The 13506-nt window shown below is 40.8% G+C and carries 18 protein-coding genes; 11 read left to right on the top strand and 7 right to left on the bottom strand.

Annotated features, from left to right (window positions below; translation table 11 throughout):
* Position 1: 1 nt before the first annotated feature.
* The 7 genes from AC2IOM_RS15855 to AC2IOM_RS15885 form a co-directional block, all read right to left on the bottom strand.
* Entirely contained in the window at positions 2–859 is an 858-nt protein-coding gene (locus AC2IOM_RS15855; protein ID WP_486360372.1) for a helix-turn-helix transcriptional regulator, read from the bottom strand.
* 96 nt (positions 860–955) lie between these two features.
* Positions 956–1720, bottom strand: a complete 765-nt coding sequence (locus AC2IOM_RS15860) for a hypothetical protein (RefSeq protein WP_486360373.1) — start codon at positions 1718–1720, stop codon at positions 956–958.
* An 11-nt stretch (positions 1721–1731) separates the two neighbouring features.
* Positions 1732–2961: a type III secretion system translocon subunit SseC family protein gene (gene sctE / locus AC2IOM_RS15865; RefSeq protein ID WP_486360374.1), complete on the bottom strand. Its 1230-nt coding sequence runs from the start codon at positions 2959–2961 to the stop codon at positions 1732–1734.
* Complete coding sequence (locus AC2IOM_RS15870) at positions 2948–3451, bottom strand: SycD/LcrH family type III secretion system chaperone (RefSeq protein WP_486360375.1); 504 nt, start codon at positions 3449–3451, stop codon at positions 2948–2950. Before AC2IOM_RS15870 ends, sctE begins: the two co-directional genes overlap by 14 nt.
* A 21-nt stretch (positions 3452–3472) precedes the next feature.
* The gene (locus tag AC2IOM_RS15875; RefSeq protein ID WP_100915359.1) at positions 3473–3754 is read right to left on the bottom strand and encodes a hypothetical protein; all 282 of its coding nucleotides are present in this window, start codon (positions 3752–3754) and stop codon (positions 3473–3475) included.
* A 253-nt stretch (positions 3755–4007) separates the two neighbouring features.
* Positions 4008–4853, bottom strand: coding sequence for a hypothetical protein (locus AC2IOM_RS15880; RefSeq protein WP_486360376.1), 846 nt, complete (start codon positions 4851–4853; stop codon positions 4008–4010).
* Positions 4854–4855: 2 nt separating this feature from the next.
* A complete protein-coding gene (locus AC2IOM_RS15885) occupies positions 4856–5731 on the bottom strand; it encodes a hypothetical protein (protein ID WP_486360377.1) in 876 nt (291 codons plus the stop codon).
* Positions 5732–6008: 277 nt separating this feature from the next.
* Between AC2IOM_RS15885 and AC2IOM_RS15890 the strand changes: the two genes are divergently transcribed.
* The 11 genes from AC2IOM_RS15890 to AC2IOM_RS15940 all read left to right on the top strand — a co-directional run bounded on the left by AC2IOM_RS15890 (position 6009) and on the right by AC2IOM_RS15940 (position 13476).
* Positions 6009–6419 carry a type III secretion system chaperone family protein gene (locus tag AC2IOM_RS15890; protein ID WP_486360378.1) on the top strand — a complete coding sequence of 137 codons (411 nt, stop codon included), beginning with the start codon at positions 6009–6011 and terminating at the stop codon, positions 6417–6419.
* Positions 6400–8196, top strand: a complete 1797-nt coding sequence (gene sctC / locus AC2IOM_RS15895) for a type III secretion system outer membrane ring subunit SctC (RefSeq protein WP_486360379.1) — start codon at positions 6400–6402, stop codon at positions 8194–8196. The genes AC2IOM_RS15890 and sctC overlap by 20 nt, the downstream gene beginning before the upstream one ends.
* Positions 8193–9482: a type III secretion system inner membrane ring subunit SctD gene (gene sctD / locus AC2IOM_RS15900; protein ID WP_486360380.1), complete on the top strand. Its 1290-nt coding sequence runs from the start codon at positions 8193–8195 to the stop codon at positions 9480–9482. The genes sctC and sctD overlap by 4 nt, the downstream gene beginning before the upstream one ends.
* A 10-nt stretch (positions 9483–9492) precedes the next feature.
* Complete coding sequence (locus tag AC2IOM_RS15905) at positions 9493–9696, top strand: hypothetical protein (protein ID WP_486360381.1); 204 nt, start codon at positions 9493–9495, stop codon at positions 9694–9696.
* Positions 9697–9763: 67 nt separating this feature from the next.
* Positions 9764–10024: a type III secretion system needle filament subunit SctF gene (sctF, locus tag AC2IOM_RS15910; RefSeq protein WP_395389266.1), complete on the top strand. Its 261-nt coding sequence runs from the start codon at positions 9764–9766 to the stop codon at positions 10022–10024.
* Positions 10024–10395 carry a hypothetical protein gene (locus AC2IOM_RS15915; RefSeq protein WP_395389268.1) on the top strand — a complete coding sequence of 124 codons (372 nt, stop codon included), beginning with the start codon at positions 10024–10026 and terminating at the stop codon, positions 10393–10395. The genes sctF and AC2IOM_RS15915 overlap by 1 nt, the downstream gene beginning before the upstream one ends.
* Entirely contained in the window at positions 10395–10718 is a 324-nt protein-coding gene (gene sctI / locus AC2IOM_RS15920; protein WP_486360382.1) for a type III secretion system inner rod subunit SctI, read from the top strand. The genes AC2IOM_RS15915 and sctI overlap by 1 nt, the downstream gene beginning before the upstream one ends.
* A 3-nt stretch (positions 10719–10721) precedes the next feature.
* On the top strand, positions 10722–11474 hold the full coding sequence (gene sctJ, locus AC2IOM_RS15925) for a type III secretion system inner membrane ring lipoprotein SctJ (protein ID WP_486360383.1): 753 nt from the start codon (positions 10722–10724) through the stop codon (positions 11472–11474).
* A complete protein-coding gene (locus AC2IOM_RS15930; protein ID WP_486360384.1) occupies positions 11467–12138 on the top strand; it encodes a SctK family type III secretion system sorting platform protein in 672 nt (223 codons plus the stop codon). The genes sctJ and AC2IOM_RS15930 overlap by 8 nt, the downstream gene beginning before the upstream one ends.
* Positions 12117–12734 (top strand): HrpE/YscL family type III secretion apparatus protein, encoded by a 618-nt coding sequence (locus AC2IOM_RS15935; RefSeq protein ID WP_486360385.1) that lies wholly within the window; start codon positions 12117–12119, stop codon positions 12732–12734. The genes AC2IOM_RS15930 and AC2IOM_RS15935 overlap by 22 nt, the downstream gene beginning before the upstream one ends.
* A gap of 31 nt (positions 12735–12765) precedes the next feature.
* A complete protein-coding gene (locus AC2IOM_RS15940; protein WP_486360386.1) occupies positions 12766–13476 on the top strand; it encodes a response regulator in 711 nt (236 codons plus the stop codon).
* The last annotated feature ends 30 nt before the right edge of the window (positions 13477–13506 follow it).

Raw genomic sequence — 13506 nt, forward strand, 5'->3', positions numbered from 1 at the left:
TTTACTTACGCGCTTGCTTTGGTGTAATGCCAAAACGCGATTTATATGCTTGGGTAAAATAAGACTGGCTTGAAAAACCCGCTTCGATAGCAATATCAATTACGCGCATCTGACTGGTGTGCAATAAATGTGCTGCATATTTAAGACGGCGTTCATTGAACCAGGCACGCGGTGATGTGTGATAAATTTGATTAAATGCCGATTTAAACGCAGTAAGCGACATGCCAATTTCTTTAGCAAACTGCTCTAACGACCATTCTTTTAAATAGTGCTGTTCAACAAATTCTCTAAAGCGTTCTGTTGCAGGGTCACAACTTTCCACCAGTAAATTAACTAAACAGCTACCTTGTGGCTTATTTATTTGCAGTAGCAACAATTCTTCGACTTTAAGCGATGTCAAGCTAGGGACTTGTGAATCACTTAAAAGCTGATCTAGCCCAGTCATCGCCATACGCGTTAAATCACAGCCGCAGAATGCTAGCGGTGCTGAACTATCGTGATGTTTTCCTAACTTTGCGCCAGTTACTAACGCTTGATAGCGTTGTTTAAAATTTACAAGCCATGTTTGTTCAAGTGACAAACATAAAATAACGGTATCACGAGTACTATTAAGGTTTTCAAAGTGACAAAAGCCATCTTTTACAAGCAATAAACTGCTCGGTGCATAAGCACTTAAATTGTTTACACCAGCCGTACCTGTGACCACCATTAACAGTGTCAAGGGGGCCTTAAACGCGACAGAATACTCTGTGCCTGCTGGCAAAGTTAATCGAAATGCAGTCCCATATTCAAACGCCAAATTATTCGTAAACGCTTGTTCTAAAGTCGTATTTTCAAGCGTAGCTAATTGTGTTTGCATAATGCTTCCCTCAAATTTAGGCCGAAAAAACCCGCGATGTCGAAACACCGTTATTAAAAAAACGTGGAATTAGGCAGGTATCAACCTGCCTGTAAGTTAGATGTTGTTACCCATATTGCGCGCTGTGCTTGGCTCTTGTGAAAAGAGCTCTTTTGCCAGGCTCAATAATGCAGCTTGAATATCATTCAAAGTGCCTTCCCAGTTTTGCGCACGTTGTTGCAACGCAGCAGCTTCTTGTGCAGTGGCATCATTCTCAGCTTGCTCTGCTTTTGATTTCTCTTGGATCTCAGTAACTTTATTGTTCTGATTTGCCGCTTCAGCACTAGCAAAACCAGCACTACCACCAGAGCCTGTTGTCACCAGTGACGACACTGCTGCACCTGCTTGAGCACCAGCAAATTTTGTTGCACCGGCACCTGCTAAACCACCACAAACAGCACCACCAATGTTAATTGCTGCTGCAATACGCTGTTGGTGAACGGCTTCATCGCCTTTGTCTTTTGCATCTTTCGCCTCTGAGGCAATGGTCTCTGCGTTGTCGCGTTTAACTTCAACTTGTGTTTCCATTTGTTGAATAATCACTTCCGCGCGATTTTCAGCCGCTTCACGCAAAGATTGCACTAATTGCAAAAACAATTGAGCCATCTTTGTTGCACTGTTTGCAGACGCAGTTAAATCAAATGCAAGCGTTTCTGCACTTTTAACCACATCGCTATCCAAACTTAAAGGCTCATAACGTTGCGCCGCATCATTGGCATTCACACCACAGTTGTGCTGCGCTTTATCCAAGTTGTTTTCGCCCGAAACGACTTGTGGTTGCATTGTATTAATGCGTGAACCATCGAGTACTAAACCATTCATGATAATTTTCCTTAAATTGGTGCACGTGCGTTGTTTAGCACTGTAAGCGATGCTTGCATTTCATTTTTTGCTGCATCAGATAAAATACTTGCAATGTCTACCACCGTACCGGACTGTGATTGAATAAACGCAATAAAGCGTTGCAAAATCGATTCAAGCTTAGATACCAAAGCCTCATTTTCAACTAATTCACTTTCTAAAAGTTGTACTTGTAAATTAACTTTGTTAAGCGCTTCTTGAATGTCTGCTTGCTCTGCACTAATAATGCCACTGCCCGTTTGCGCCCCCATAGATGCAGCACTTGATGCCCAAGTTGTACGCCCCATTGCAGATTTAATCATGTCGTCACTTTGTTTTTTAATCATGGTTTCACAAAGGTTTTTCGCAGCACGCTCTATGGCATTTTCAGCAATTTCTTCAGACACATTTTTTGAAATTTCTTTCACTACAGCTTTAGCTGCTTGTTCTACAACTTCTTCTGCGGCTTCACTTGCTGCCTCTTTTGCTGCGGCTTTTACCCCTTCTTTTACTGCCACTTCGGTTGCTTCTTTTGCAACTTCTTTGCCCGCTGCCGCACCTGCTGCTGCGCCAGATGCAGCACCATAGGTGAGTAATCCCACACCAATAACGGTTAGCGCAATAGCGGTATAGCTTAGTATTTCAGCTGCTTCATGTTCACCAAACATAATGCACACTTGCGCCGCCACTTCACACATGCCTGCAGCTGTAAGCGCAACGCCCGCAGCGATCAGGTTAGGCTGAGAAGCAACCACGCCAGCTACCAGCGAAGCTGCGCCACCGACCATAGTCGCAACCGCGGTAAGAAAGCCAAATGCTTTGCCAAAAATGCCCGCTTGTTTTGCTTTTTTACGCGCTTTTTCCGCTTTTTCAATCTGATCTAAACGGTTGTCTTCTTGCTCATTAAGCTTGTCGATTTGTTCGTTCATTAAATCTTCTTGCTCTGCTTGAACACGCTCAAGTTCCGCTTTATTCGCTGCAATGGTCGAGTCTTTAATCTCTTTGATTTTTCCCAACACAATAAACATGGTGGCAATACCACTTAACGTGGTGTCGCTATCGGGCTCTGCAATACTTGGATTACCCGACTCGTTCGATGCACTGGTTACCCCAGAGGCATCAGATGGGTTAATCCCACTAAAGCTTTTCATTACCGCAGACATTCCTTCTTGGAAAATCTGAGTAAATGCCGTATTGCCAACTCCTAGGCTATTTACTGACATCAGTTTGCTCCTGTTTCTTTTTACGTTTTTCAACGATGGATAGTAACCCTTGTGCTTTCGTTGCAAGTTCGCTGTATTCATCACGCCCTTCACAACGCACAAGCGTACCGGTAAACCCTGCTTCTGCGCGCTCTAAATCACCCAATGCTAAATGGCACTCGCCTGAATGGAATGCAAGCTTTGGTTCCTCAGCATCAATTAACGTCGCCATGCTGTAGGTGTCAGCCGCTTCTTCATATTTACCTTGCGCTTGGCGTGTCGCCCCAAGACCGATTTGATACTTCACGTTTAGGTGGTCACATAACACCAACATTTTGAATACTTGTTCTGCCTCGCTCATGCGATTGGCTTGATACAAGTTAAACGCAACGGCATATAAGCTTTCCATTTGCTCTTTACTTAAGTCCACCAGCTCATGCATTACACCGCCTTTACCAATAAACGTTTCAAGCTGTTCCTTTTTAACTAGACTTGGGTCGATCTGTGCCATAGTGTTTTCACTCCTCAGAATTTAAATGTAATGCGTATGTCGCGGTAATTTTTTAGGTTTGCTGGCAGTAACTTCTTTGCTGGTTTGATTAAGCACTTTACTCACCATTTTTTTAACATCGCTGTGCTGCGTTTTGCCTTTTTCGCGTTCTTTTTTACAGCGCGCTTTGAACTGCTCAAATGTCATGCCTAGCTTTTGCGCTAGCTCCTCTTCTAAGCGACGCGTTTCACGTAAACGTGCATTCACATTCGCGGTTACAGCTTGTAATCTGCGTTGTTGTAGTAATTTGTCAGGATCAAACATGGTGAACACCTTTATTACTGCCTTTTGACTTTATGTGTTCAGTATAAGAAGGGAAATATCAATAAATATGGAGAATTGTTTCTTAATTGTGGCTTTTTACGATTAATTCTAACTTATTGAATATAATAAAATTAACGCTATCACCAAGAACTGGATTTAGAATATGCAGAGATTGTGCAAATTGCTTCATTGAGATTTTGCACATTGTGTTATTTTTACGCCAACAATGTGCAAATTTGCAAAAAATACCTGATTAGTCTGTAAGCTGTTTAATACTACCGTAAAAATCTTCTGCGTATTGCGACATAGCGGTAATAACAGAAGTGTATTGTTCATTTGATGATTGAAAATCAGTACTTAAGGTTTCCGTTTGCGTGGTTTTTTCTTTTACGGTATTGCGAAGAGCTTCAAGTGCATTTGAAATATCGTTTTCCTGAAACGTCATTAGGTATTGTGTAGTATTTAATGTTGTTGTACCAAAGCGATATGTACCGGTATTACTTGTGGTACTGCCACTGATGTTTTCCCAATAAATATAATCATTATTGGCATCTTGTAACAAGGTTACCCGCTCGGTGTCACTCAGTTCTGGTGTTTCTTGTTTCAATAACTTGAAAAATTCATCGCTACCAAATGCCGCAGCAAATGAGTTGTAGGTAATTTCACCGTCTTCTTCAAACGTGGTACTTTCACCTAATGCTGCCGAAATGTAATTCAGCTTCTCTAACAACTCATTGATCTGTTCAATATCGTCTTGTAGCTTTTCGATCATTAGGGTATGAACTTCGTAACCAACCTCAGCGTATTCCAAAGTCTCTCCATTAAACACTATTGAACCTGCTGAAGTTAACGTTAGATCACCATCATTAATCATGGTTTGTATTTCGTTTGACGTATATTCAACCCCTTTAATTTGATAGCGTACCGTATCACTGGTTTCACCCAATGATGCCAAAATACTCCAAGGGTCGATATTTTCATCAACCACTTTCAGCTCATCGGCATCCAGAGTTTCAGTTTTACGTTCACCATCCTCAAAAACGGTTGCTGTAACGGAAGCATTGGCAAATGCGCCAAATTGCCAGTATGGATCAGCCATGGTTACCCTCCTGTTAGCAGGCTTTTTGCTGCATCAAAATAGGTACTATAATAATTCGACATGGCTTCCATTAAACTGTTGTACTGTGATGTATTACTTTGTAGATCAGTACCCAATTGCTCTACTTGAGTTGTTCGTTCTTTTACCTTGTTGTTTAGTACCTCAATGGCGTTTGAGTAATCATTCGTTTGAAAATGTATCCTATTGTATATAGATATTTTGGCTGACGCGAAACTATAGTAAGTGTCACCATCTGCACTTGATGAAGTAGCGTCTACGTAATCATCCACTTCAGCCCATACTAAGTAATCATTGTTTAAATCTTTGATAAATTTGCGAGCATCGGTATAGCTAAAACTTGGCATCTGATCCATTAAACCATTAATAATTGGATGGTCATCCCAATCGGCGTGATTATAAAACTCTTCGCCTTTGTCCTTTATATCATCGTTGAGCTTAAGTACGTTTTCCATAATCTGCATATCACTGATGAAATCATTTAACTCACTTATTTCATCCTGTAATTTTTCAATCAGTAACGAGTGAACTTCGTAACCAACTAAATCTGTGTCTAGTTGATTACCATTAAACATCACATAACCTGAAGAAGTAATATCCAAATCACCATCATCAATAAAGGTTTGAATCTCGTCACTGGTATAAAGTGTGCCATTTATTTGATATTGCACGGCATCAGCAGCATCATCGAGTGCTGATAAAACTTCCCATGGATCGATATTGGCATCGGCATCTTTTAAGTTGGTAATTGATAGCTCTTTGCTTACACGTTCACCATCTTCAAATATGTCTGTCGTTACTTTTTCATTTGCATGATAACCAAATTGCCAATAGGCATCGTCAGTTGAAATACCGCTCATTTCTTTGTTCCTTTATCAGCCAAGATAATCACTCTAACAAATAATTTTGCAAAAAATATGCAGCAATGTGCGTGTGCACTCAGATTTGACGCCAAGTAAAAAATTTACACCCGAATTATAAAAATGAAGCTACGCAAGTATTTCAACGCACGTAATGCTTAACTAAATTCAGTTTTTATGGCTACGACTTTCAGCTTACCCAATATATAAAATTTTGCGCCTTCCTCTACAAACTTATGTTTTTAAACCATGAGACGCTAAGCACCGTGGAGGAGATATGTTAATTAACGATTTTATAAAGCAGCTTGCTACTGAACTAAACATTGATATTAGTCAAAGTGAACAAGGATTTGCGAGCGTGAGTCTGGATGATATTTTGGTCGATATCCAAAGCTACAAAGATACACTGGTATTTTATAGTTACATCGATCACTTCAGTGAACAAGCTTATGAACAAGAACAACAGCTAAAACAAGCAATGAGTTGGACTTACGGCTGGCAAAAAAGCGAATCAAGCATCGCACAATTGTCGGAACGCTTCGCTATACAAACTACTCAACCGCTATCTCTCTCATTTGAGCAGTTACTTGAATTATTGAACAGCCATTGCCAATTAGTGGCGCAAATTCAACAACTCGAACTTCAACCAATTCAACACAGCCAACAGCATGCGTATATTTTACCTTAGATTATTGTTTATCAGCTTTTTACTGCTGCCATTTGGTGTGCTGTGTAAAGCCGCACTTACAAAACAGCCATTTGAATACTATGGTGAAGGCGACTCTCTTAGAAAGGTATTGACTGCGCTTGCTTCAAACGCTGATATTAGTGTCAATGTCTCTTCCACCATTGATGAAAAATTTAATGGTCATTTACGTTATGCTTCAAGCCTTAAAGCGTTAGATTACCTGGCCAGTGCATACGATTTAATTTGGTATTTTGATGGTGCAACACTGCATATAAATCGCAGTGCTGAAAGGCAAAGTCAGATGATCCGCTTAGAGTTACTGTCAACTAATCAACTCAAGCAAACAATGCAAGATTTAAAGCTGTGGGACCCGCGCTTTGAATGGCGCACCATACAACATACCAACATGATTATGGTATCTGGTCCACCGCGTTATATCGAATTAATCAATGAAACCGTAGCCTTATTGCAAGACAGTTCAGATTCCGGCTTTGTTGATCCACTTGTGATCCGCATTTTCAAACTTAATCATGCCAGTGCCATCGATCGGGAGTTTGAAGTGCGCGGTGAGGAAGTAATTATTCCTGGTATAGCTACACTATTAAGCAATATGGTTAGTAGCGAAAGTCGTGGCCAAAGCGGTAATGTGCAAATGCAAGACGTCGATGGCTCATCGAGCGAACAATCAGCAACCAGTAATGCCCATACACAAGTAAGCATACAGGCCGACGCCAGTTTGAATGCGGTAATCATTCAAGATTATCGTTCACGTATCGATATGTATGCGCAACTCATTGAACAACTCGATACACCGCGCGAGCAACTTGAAATTAGCCTAGTGATTATCGATTTAACTATGAACTCATTGTCTGAAATTGGCATTGATTGGGCGACTAAGCAAATAAAAATAGGCGAAGGTTTAGTTGACTTAATCTTACCAGGTGCTGGGGCCACTGATGCTGAAACACTGACGACAACGAATGCTGATTTTTTAGCAACAGTGAGCTTGCTCGAAACACAAGGCCGAGCACGCGTGACCTCACGTCCCGCCATTGTCACTGAAAATGGCCTGCAAGCATTACTTGATAATAACGAATCGTTTTTTGTCCGTGTTGAAGGTGAACGGGTCGCAGAGCTTGAAGAAATCACTTACGGCACTTTGTTACAGGTGACACCTCGCATAATTCAAACAGCCGTACCACGTCAAATTTACCTTGATGTTAACATTCAAGACGGAGCCCGTATTGATGATGGCGGCCCTGACTCTCTGCCATCAATTAAGAACACACAAATCACAACACGTGCCCAAGTACCTGAAGGGGCAAGCTTACTAATTGGCGGTTATTCACGAGAATCAAATAGTTCAGGTGTCGGTAAAGTGCCTGGTGTTGGGGATATTCCAATGCTCGGAAAGCTTTTTCAAAACAATACCAGCAATTCACAACAAATGGTGCGTTTATTTATGATAAGTCCGAAAGTGATGGAAACGCATACCGTTCCTGATGGCACACAAGAAATTGATTATGAGTTACTGCCCGAAAACAAACGCATTAAGCAGTTAATGCGCTTAAGTAACAGTAATGGTCATATTTTTAGTCTGGTTAACCGCTTGCCGTGTGAATCTGCAATCGAAGCACGTGTACGTCGTAATCACTATCAAAATAAACAATACGGCACGGCTATTCGCAGCTGCCGAGACCTTGATGGTTACCAAGGTTATCAAGTGACTCTCAATAACTGCCCAACAACCGCAACTGAGCCGGAGTGTGCACTGTGAAAGAATGGAAGTTACTAATTCTCAACACCGCATACAAAGGTGCTGAAATCAACTTTACGCATTCTCAACGTTTGGGTAGTGACGAAGACAGCATGGATTTAGTACTTAACGACGCTGATATTCCCCCGCATTTACTTAGCCTAAATTGCCAAGATGACGCTGTGTATTGTGAACCTTTTGCACAAACTGTGGGCGTAAAGGTGCAAGGTGTGCTCCATGATAATACGCTCGCATTACCCACCCTGACCCCAATCAACGTGGGGGAATTATGGTTTATGATTGGCGAAGTTAACGAGCCTTGGCCTAAAAAATTACCGGTATTTGATAAACCTTCGGTAAATCAAAGTAAATCTGAACAGCCCGTCAAGATGAATAAAACCTACAAGCACCTGTCAAATGTGATTTGGCTTGCGGTACTTGGCACCATTACCGCTGCGGTATTGCTGTTTTTAGATATAAAAGCAGAAACTGGCCAAGAAGTTGATTCTGAAAAACTCAATTTATCCATCGCTAAAGACCTGCTACAAACTGACAGTCGCCCTCACCTAATAATTGATTGGGACGAAGTCGATCAAAAAATCAGCCTATCTGGTTATGTTGACAGCAAACTTGAACGTAAAAAACTATTGAAGCAAGCAGAAAAACTTAATATTCGCTTTACCAGTGATATTCGTACTATGGAAGAAATTAAGTTTGCAGCACGGTTTATTTTGAAAAACCTTGAGCTTGATGCCATTGAAATGCGTTCAGGTGAGCTTGCTGGCAGTCTTGTATTTGTTACTGACTCAAATAATTTAAATGCATGGAGTCGCGCCGAACAGGTATTGCAGCGAGATATTCCTGGATTAACAGCGTTTGACCTTGAAATTCTTGAAGATAAACCCGCGCTTGAGCAGCTAAATGAACTACTGGTCAATTCCAGCTTTAATGACAAGATTATTGTTGAAGATCGCGGAGATATCATCGAATTAGTAGGTCAACTAAACGGATCTCAATTACGCGAGTTTGATCAATTAAAAAAGCAGTTTGCCACCAAGTTTGGTAATAACCCGCGATTAATTCTATCTACGCCAATGATCAAACAAGACGATAGCCCAAACCTAAGCTTACGCTTTCGTACCGTTAATCTTGGAAAAGTCCCCTACATTGTGCTCGATAACGGCGAACGCTATTTTGAAGGTGCCCGTTTACCTAATGGTGCGCGTTTAAAATCAATTAGCAGTGAAGGGGTCTTTCTTGAGTCGGGGAACAAAAGTTACATGATAAATTTTAGCCGCACTATTTAAGGAATAAACTATGACACTCATTGAAAAAATCAAAAGCCCAGAACAACGCCAAGCGATAACTAATCATTTGGAAGCACTAAAGTCAGCTCACATCGCTGCGCTTGCCAAAGGATTACCACCTCAGGAATTTAAGCAAACAGAGGCATGGATTAAAGCGTTAAACGCCTCACTTAAAATAGTTAAAAGTCCAAAATTACAAGTTTTAAACCCGTAAGCTAAATCACCTCCTTGGTAGGTGATTTAAAATGTTATGGCACTATATTTTTAAAAGAGGATTTATCATGGCTTTAACCCACGCAGGTTACGACGGTACACTAGGTAACTTAAAAACAGTATCAGGTCATCTTGTAACAGTTGCAGATAGCACCGCAGGCACACTTGATTCAGCACTTGAGGATCTTAAAACAGACCCTAATAACCCAGCTAAGCTTGCAAATTTTCAAGCCTCTGTGAATGAGTATTCAGTTGTAATGAGCCTAGTCGCCACAGTACAAAAATCTATTAAAGATGCCATGTCAACCATAGTACAGAAGATGGGCTAATGGATATTCAAGATATCAAGCTATTGGCAGATATCGGCGTGTTAGGCTCAAATTCGGGCCTAACGCGTGAAGCCGAACATATATTTGCTGCATTACGATTATCGAAATCGGGCGAACAGATTGCGGTAACTACAACCGCGTTAAATTTATTTAATCGAGGACAATTTCCAGAGGCTGCACAAGCGCTTTCAAAATGGTGTGAGAATAAAGCCCCAGCTATTCCACATGCATTATTGGCAATGGTGTATTGGACATGGGGATTTAATGTAAATGCCGAAGCCTATGCTCGAGATGTGTTATCACAAGCAATTGAACCAGAAGCACATGCACTTGCCAAAGAAGTACTCAATGGTATGGGAGTAACTTATTAATGGACGCTATTAACCAAATCACCGCTGTTTCAATGGACTCATTGCAAGGACAGCAAGATTATACGCTACCAACCGCACCGTCTATGGCTGAGATGGAAGGCTTAAGCGCACAATTTTTAGAAGCCCTTGGTGAAATGAAAGCTGAAGTGTCTTCGCGTGCCGACAGCGTTGAGCTTAGTTTAAGCAACTTAACGGATTTATCGCCTCAAAAGTTACTTCAAGTACAAATGGAGCTGATGCAAGTGACATTGCAGCAAGAGCTGATAAGTAAAGGCGTAACCAAAACAACACAAAATGTTGAATCATTAATCAAGGCGCAATAATTAATGAATAGGTTTATATCAGTGTTACTTGCTTGTCTTGTACTAACAGGGTGCAAAGTAGACCTTTACTCGGGCCTTGATGAAAAGCAGGGAAACGAGATGCTTGCATTATTGTTGGTTGAGGGCGTAGATGCGGAAAAAATTGCCGACAAAAAAGGTACGGTTAAGTTGCGTGTTGATAAAAACCAATTATCGAACGCCATTGAAATCCTCTCTCGTAACTCTTATCCACGGGATAAATTTGCAACATTAAGCGATGTTTTTCCTGAAGGTGGACTGATTTCGACACCTACTGAGGAGTCGGCCCGATATAATTATGCGGTGTCGCAAGATTTAGCTGCAACAGTATCCAATATCGATGGTGTGTTAACGGCGCGCGTTCATTTAGTATTACCAGAGCAAGACAGCAACAAAAAACCCAAGTCAGATCCCAATCTTGCCAAAGCTTCAGTGTTTATTAAGCATTCCAGCAATATCAGCCTGGATGCCTATATTCCACAGATTAAACAAATGGTTGCTAATTCGGTGGGCGGATTAAAATACGAAAATATCGCAGTTATTCTATTCCCTAGTGTTGCAACATTTAACCCCATTGCAAAAACCAGTACCGATGTAAGTCTTGGTATTATTCAACAATTCAAAGATTTAGGTCCTTGGCTAATTGCCGCTGCAGTACTACTAATCATTGGCTTACGCTTTGAAAAGCTAAGCGGTACAGCAAAAGAAATATACGAACGACAGCAGCGAAATGGTTAATCAAAAACATCACTATGCTGCGATGCTTGAAAGTCAGCATGCCGACGCTATTATCGCTAAACTGTATCAACCATTACGCTGGGTACACCCTCAATGGATTGAAAAGGTGATGCCTACAGACTTTCCAATTAATCATCACTGTATTAAAACCAACCAATTCCTCGCGGAACAATTAAGCATTCCCGCAACATTTGATACTGAGCTCAGCTCGCCGTTGTCTAAATTTTTGTTGCTTGAACGTGAATTGATCACGCAAGTGATTGGTGTATTGGGATTGTCATGTTTTCAACGACCATTGAAAAAGCTGATAAGCAAACACATTAAACACGCCATTGAACAACAAATCGGCTGTAATGCATGCCAAATAGTGATGCAAAAACTTCCTTTTATGTTGAGCGACTTTCCAAAAGAATTGCTGGTTGAAGATATCACGTTGAATTCATCGACCAATTTACCCAATTTCATTGAGAAAGGATTGTCAGTGTTTAAGCAAATTTGTGATGACGAGAGTCATTTTCAATTACTGTGTTTTATTTTATCACCTGATCATGTGGGTAACACAAAACAAAGTGCCCTCTCAGTGGAAGCTTGTCGTAAAACCACCCTACTTATCCGTAAACTAGCCATTGAGATAGATCCACTATGTTCAAATTTACTGAAATAAAAGCTGATAAGCTGCAATTAATCAGTGGCGCTAAAGTGCTAAAAGCCGTTGATTATAATCATTACTTAGGTTCACAAGATATCGTCGAAGCAGCTCAGAAAAAAGCAAATGATATTATTGAAAATGCTGAGCGTGAATATAAAAACCAGCAGGCGCTTGGCTTTGCACACGGTATGGAACAAGCAAAACAGCAACAAGCTCAGTTACTTCTACAAACAGTGGAGCAATGCCATCACTACTTTGTTTCTCAAACGCCAAGAATTGCTGAACTAATTATGACTGGCGTATCACAGCTTGTCAGTCAATTTGATGATACAGAGCTAACCCTTGAAATGGCCAAAAAAGCATTGAGTACAGTAACAAATCAACGAAAAGTTACGTTACGCGTAAACCCAAACTTAGTCGACTCAGTAAAAGAAAAACTCTCAATCCTTTTGAAACAATTCCCTGAAACAAGCTATGTTGATGTTGTTGCAGATCAGCGAGTTGACGCCGGGGGCTGTTTATTAGAAACCCAAGTAGGCGTGATTGATGCAACCATTGAGAACCAAATTGCCGCAATTGAATCTCTGCTTTTAAGCGAAGATCACGTATAATTCGCCAATCTAACGGATATATTTAACACCTATGCTCAAACAAACAATTCTTTTAATTGAGGATGACGAAGATCTCGGCGAAATTTTAATTCGCTTTATCGAGGCATCAGGCTATCAAACAAAGTGGCTTAAAGCCGGCGATACTGTCATGGATTATGTTAATAACAACATGCCAGATCTCATTTTAATGGACGTGATGTTACCTGGTGTCGATGGCGTTACCCTCACCAATCAAATTCGCCAATTTAGTGATGTTCCAATTATTATGGTGACCGCTAAAACTGATGAAATCAGCCGTTTAATTGGCTTGCAAACAGGAGTAGACGACTATGTTTGTAAACCCTATTCGGGCCCAGAGCTGGTACTCAGAATCAAAGCGATACTGCGCAGGGTAAACAACAACACCTCTCCTAAAACAGTTGAAACTAAGGTGTCTCAGGTTAACAATCAAAGCTTACAGCTTGATGAAGCACAACTCAAAATCAGTTACGGTGAACATCAGCAAAAGCTCACATTTGTTGAATATAGTTTATTAAATTTACTAATATCACACCCTAACCGAATTTATAATCGAGAACAAATCATTGAATTAGTTTACGATTCGTATCGCGAAATCAGCGACCGTACAGTCGATAGCCACATTCGTAATGTGCGAAAAAAATTATCCTTACTTGGGTTGGATTACGAAGCTATTGAATCAGTATATGGTGTAGGTTATCGCTATATAGAGCGAGTAATATAATCATGTTCATCCATAAATTGTTTATTATCA

It is taken from the genome of Pseudoalteromonas sp. NS-SX12, assembly GCF_057367955.1.

Bases quoted from the DNA above. Each gene is read 5' to 3' on its own strand.
- AC2IOM_RS15855 (WP_486360372.1), bottom strand. From the start codon at position 859: ATGCAAACACAATTAGCTACGCTTGAAAATACGACTTTAGAACAAGCG.
- AC2IOM_RS15860 (WP_486360373.1), bottom strand. From the start codon at position 1,720: ATGAATGGTTTAGTACTCGATGGTTCACGCATTAATACAATGCAACCA.
- sctE (WP_486360374.1), bottom strand. From the start codon at position 2,961: ATGTCAGTAAATAGCCTAGGAGTTGGCAATACGGCATTTACTCAGATT.
- AC2IOM_RS15870 (WP_486360375.1), bottom strand. From the start codon at position 3,451: ATGGCACAGATCGACCCAAGTCTAGTTAAAAAGGAACAGCTTGAAACG.
- AC2IOM_RS15875 (WP_100915359.1), bottom strand. From the start codon at position 3,754: ATGTTTGATCCTGACAAATTACTACAACAACGCAGATTACAAGCTGTA.
- AC2IOM_RS15880 (WP_486360376.1), bottom strand. From the start codon at position 4,853: ATGGCTGATCCATACTGGCAATTTGGCGCATTTGCCAATGCTTCCGTT.
- AC2IOM_RS15885 (WP_486360377.1), bottom strand. From the start codon at position 5,731: ATGAGCGGTATTTCAACTGACGATGCCTATTGGCAATTTGGTTATCAT.
- AC2IOM_RS15890 (WP_486360378.1), top strand. From the start codon at position 6,009: ATGTTAATTAACGATTTTATAAAGCAGCTTGCTACTGAACTAAACATT.
- sctC (WP_486360379.1), top strand. From the start codon at position 6,400: ATGCGTATATTTTACCTTAGATTATTGTTTATCAGCTTTTTACTGCTG.
- AC2IOM_RS15905 (WP_486360381.1), top strand. From the start codon at position 9,493: ATGACACTCATTGAAAAAATCAAAAGCCCAGAACAACGCCAAGCGATA.
- sctF (WP_395389266.1), top strand. From the start codon at position 9,764: ATGGCTTTAACCCACGCAGGTTACGACGGTACACTAGGTAACTTAAAA.
- AC2IOM_RS15915 (WP_395389268.1), top strand. From the start codon at position 10,024: ATGGATATTCAAGATATCAAGCTATTGGCAGATATCGGCGTGTTAGGC.
- sctI (WP_486360382.1), top strand. From the start codon at position 10,395: ATGGACGCTATTAACCAAATCACCGCTGTTTCAATGGACTCATTGCAA.
- sctJ (WP_486360383.1), top strand. From the start codon at position 10,722: ATGAATAGGTTTATATCAGTGTTACTTGCTTGTCTTGTACTAACAGGG.
- AC2IOM_RS15930 (WP_486360384.1), top strand. From the start codon at position 11,467: ATGGTTAATCAAAAACATCACTATGCTGCGATGCTTGAAAGTCAGCAT.
- AC2IOM_RS15935 (WP_486360385.1), top strand. From the start codon at position 12,117: ATGTTCAAATTTACTGAAATAAAAGCTGATAAGCTGCAATTAATCAGT.
- AC2IOM_RS15940 (WP_486360386.1), top strand. From the start codon at position 12,766: ATGCTCAAACAAACAATTCTTTTAATTGAGGATGACGAAGATCTCGGC.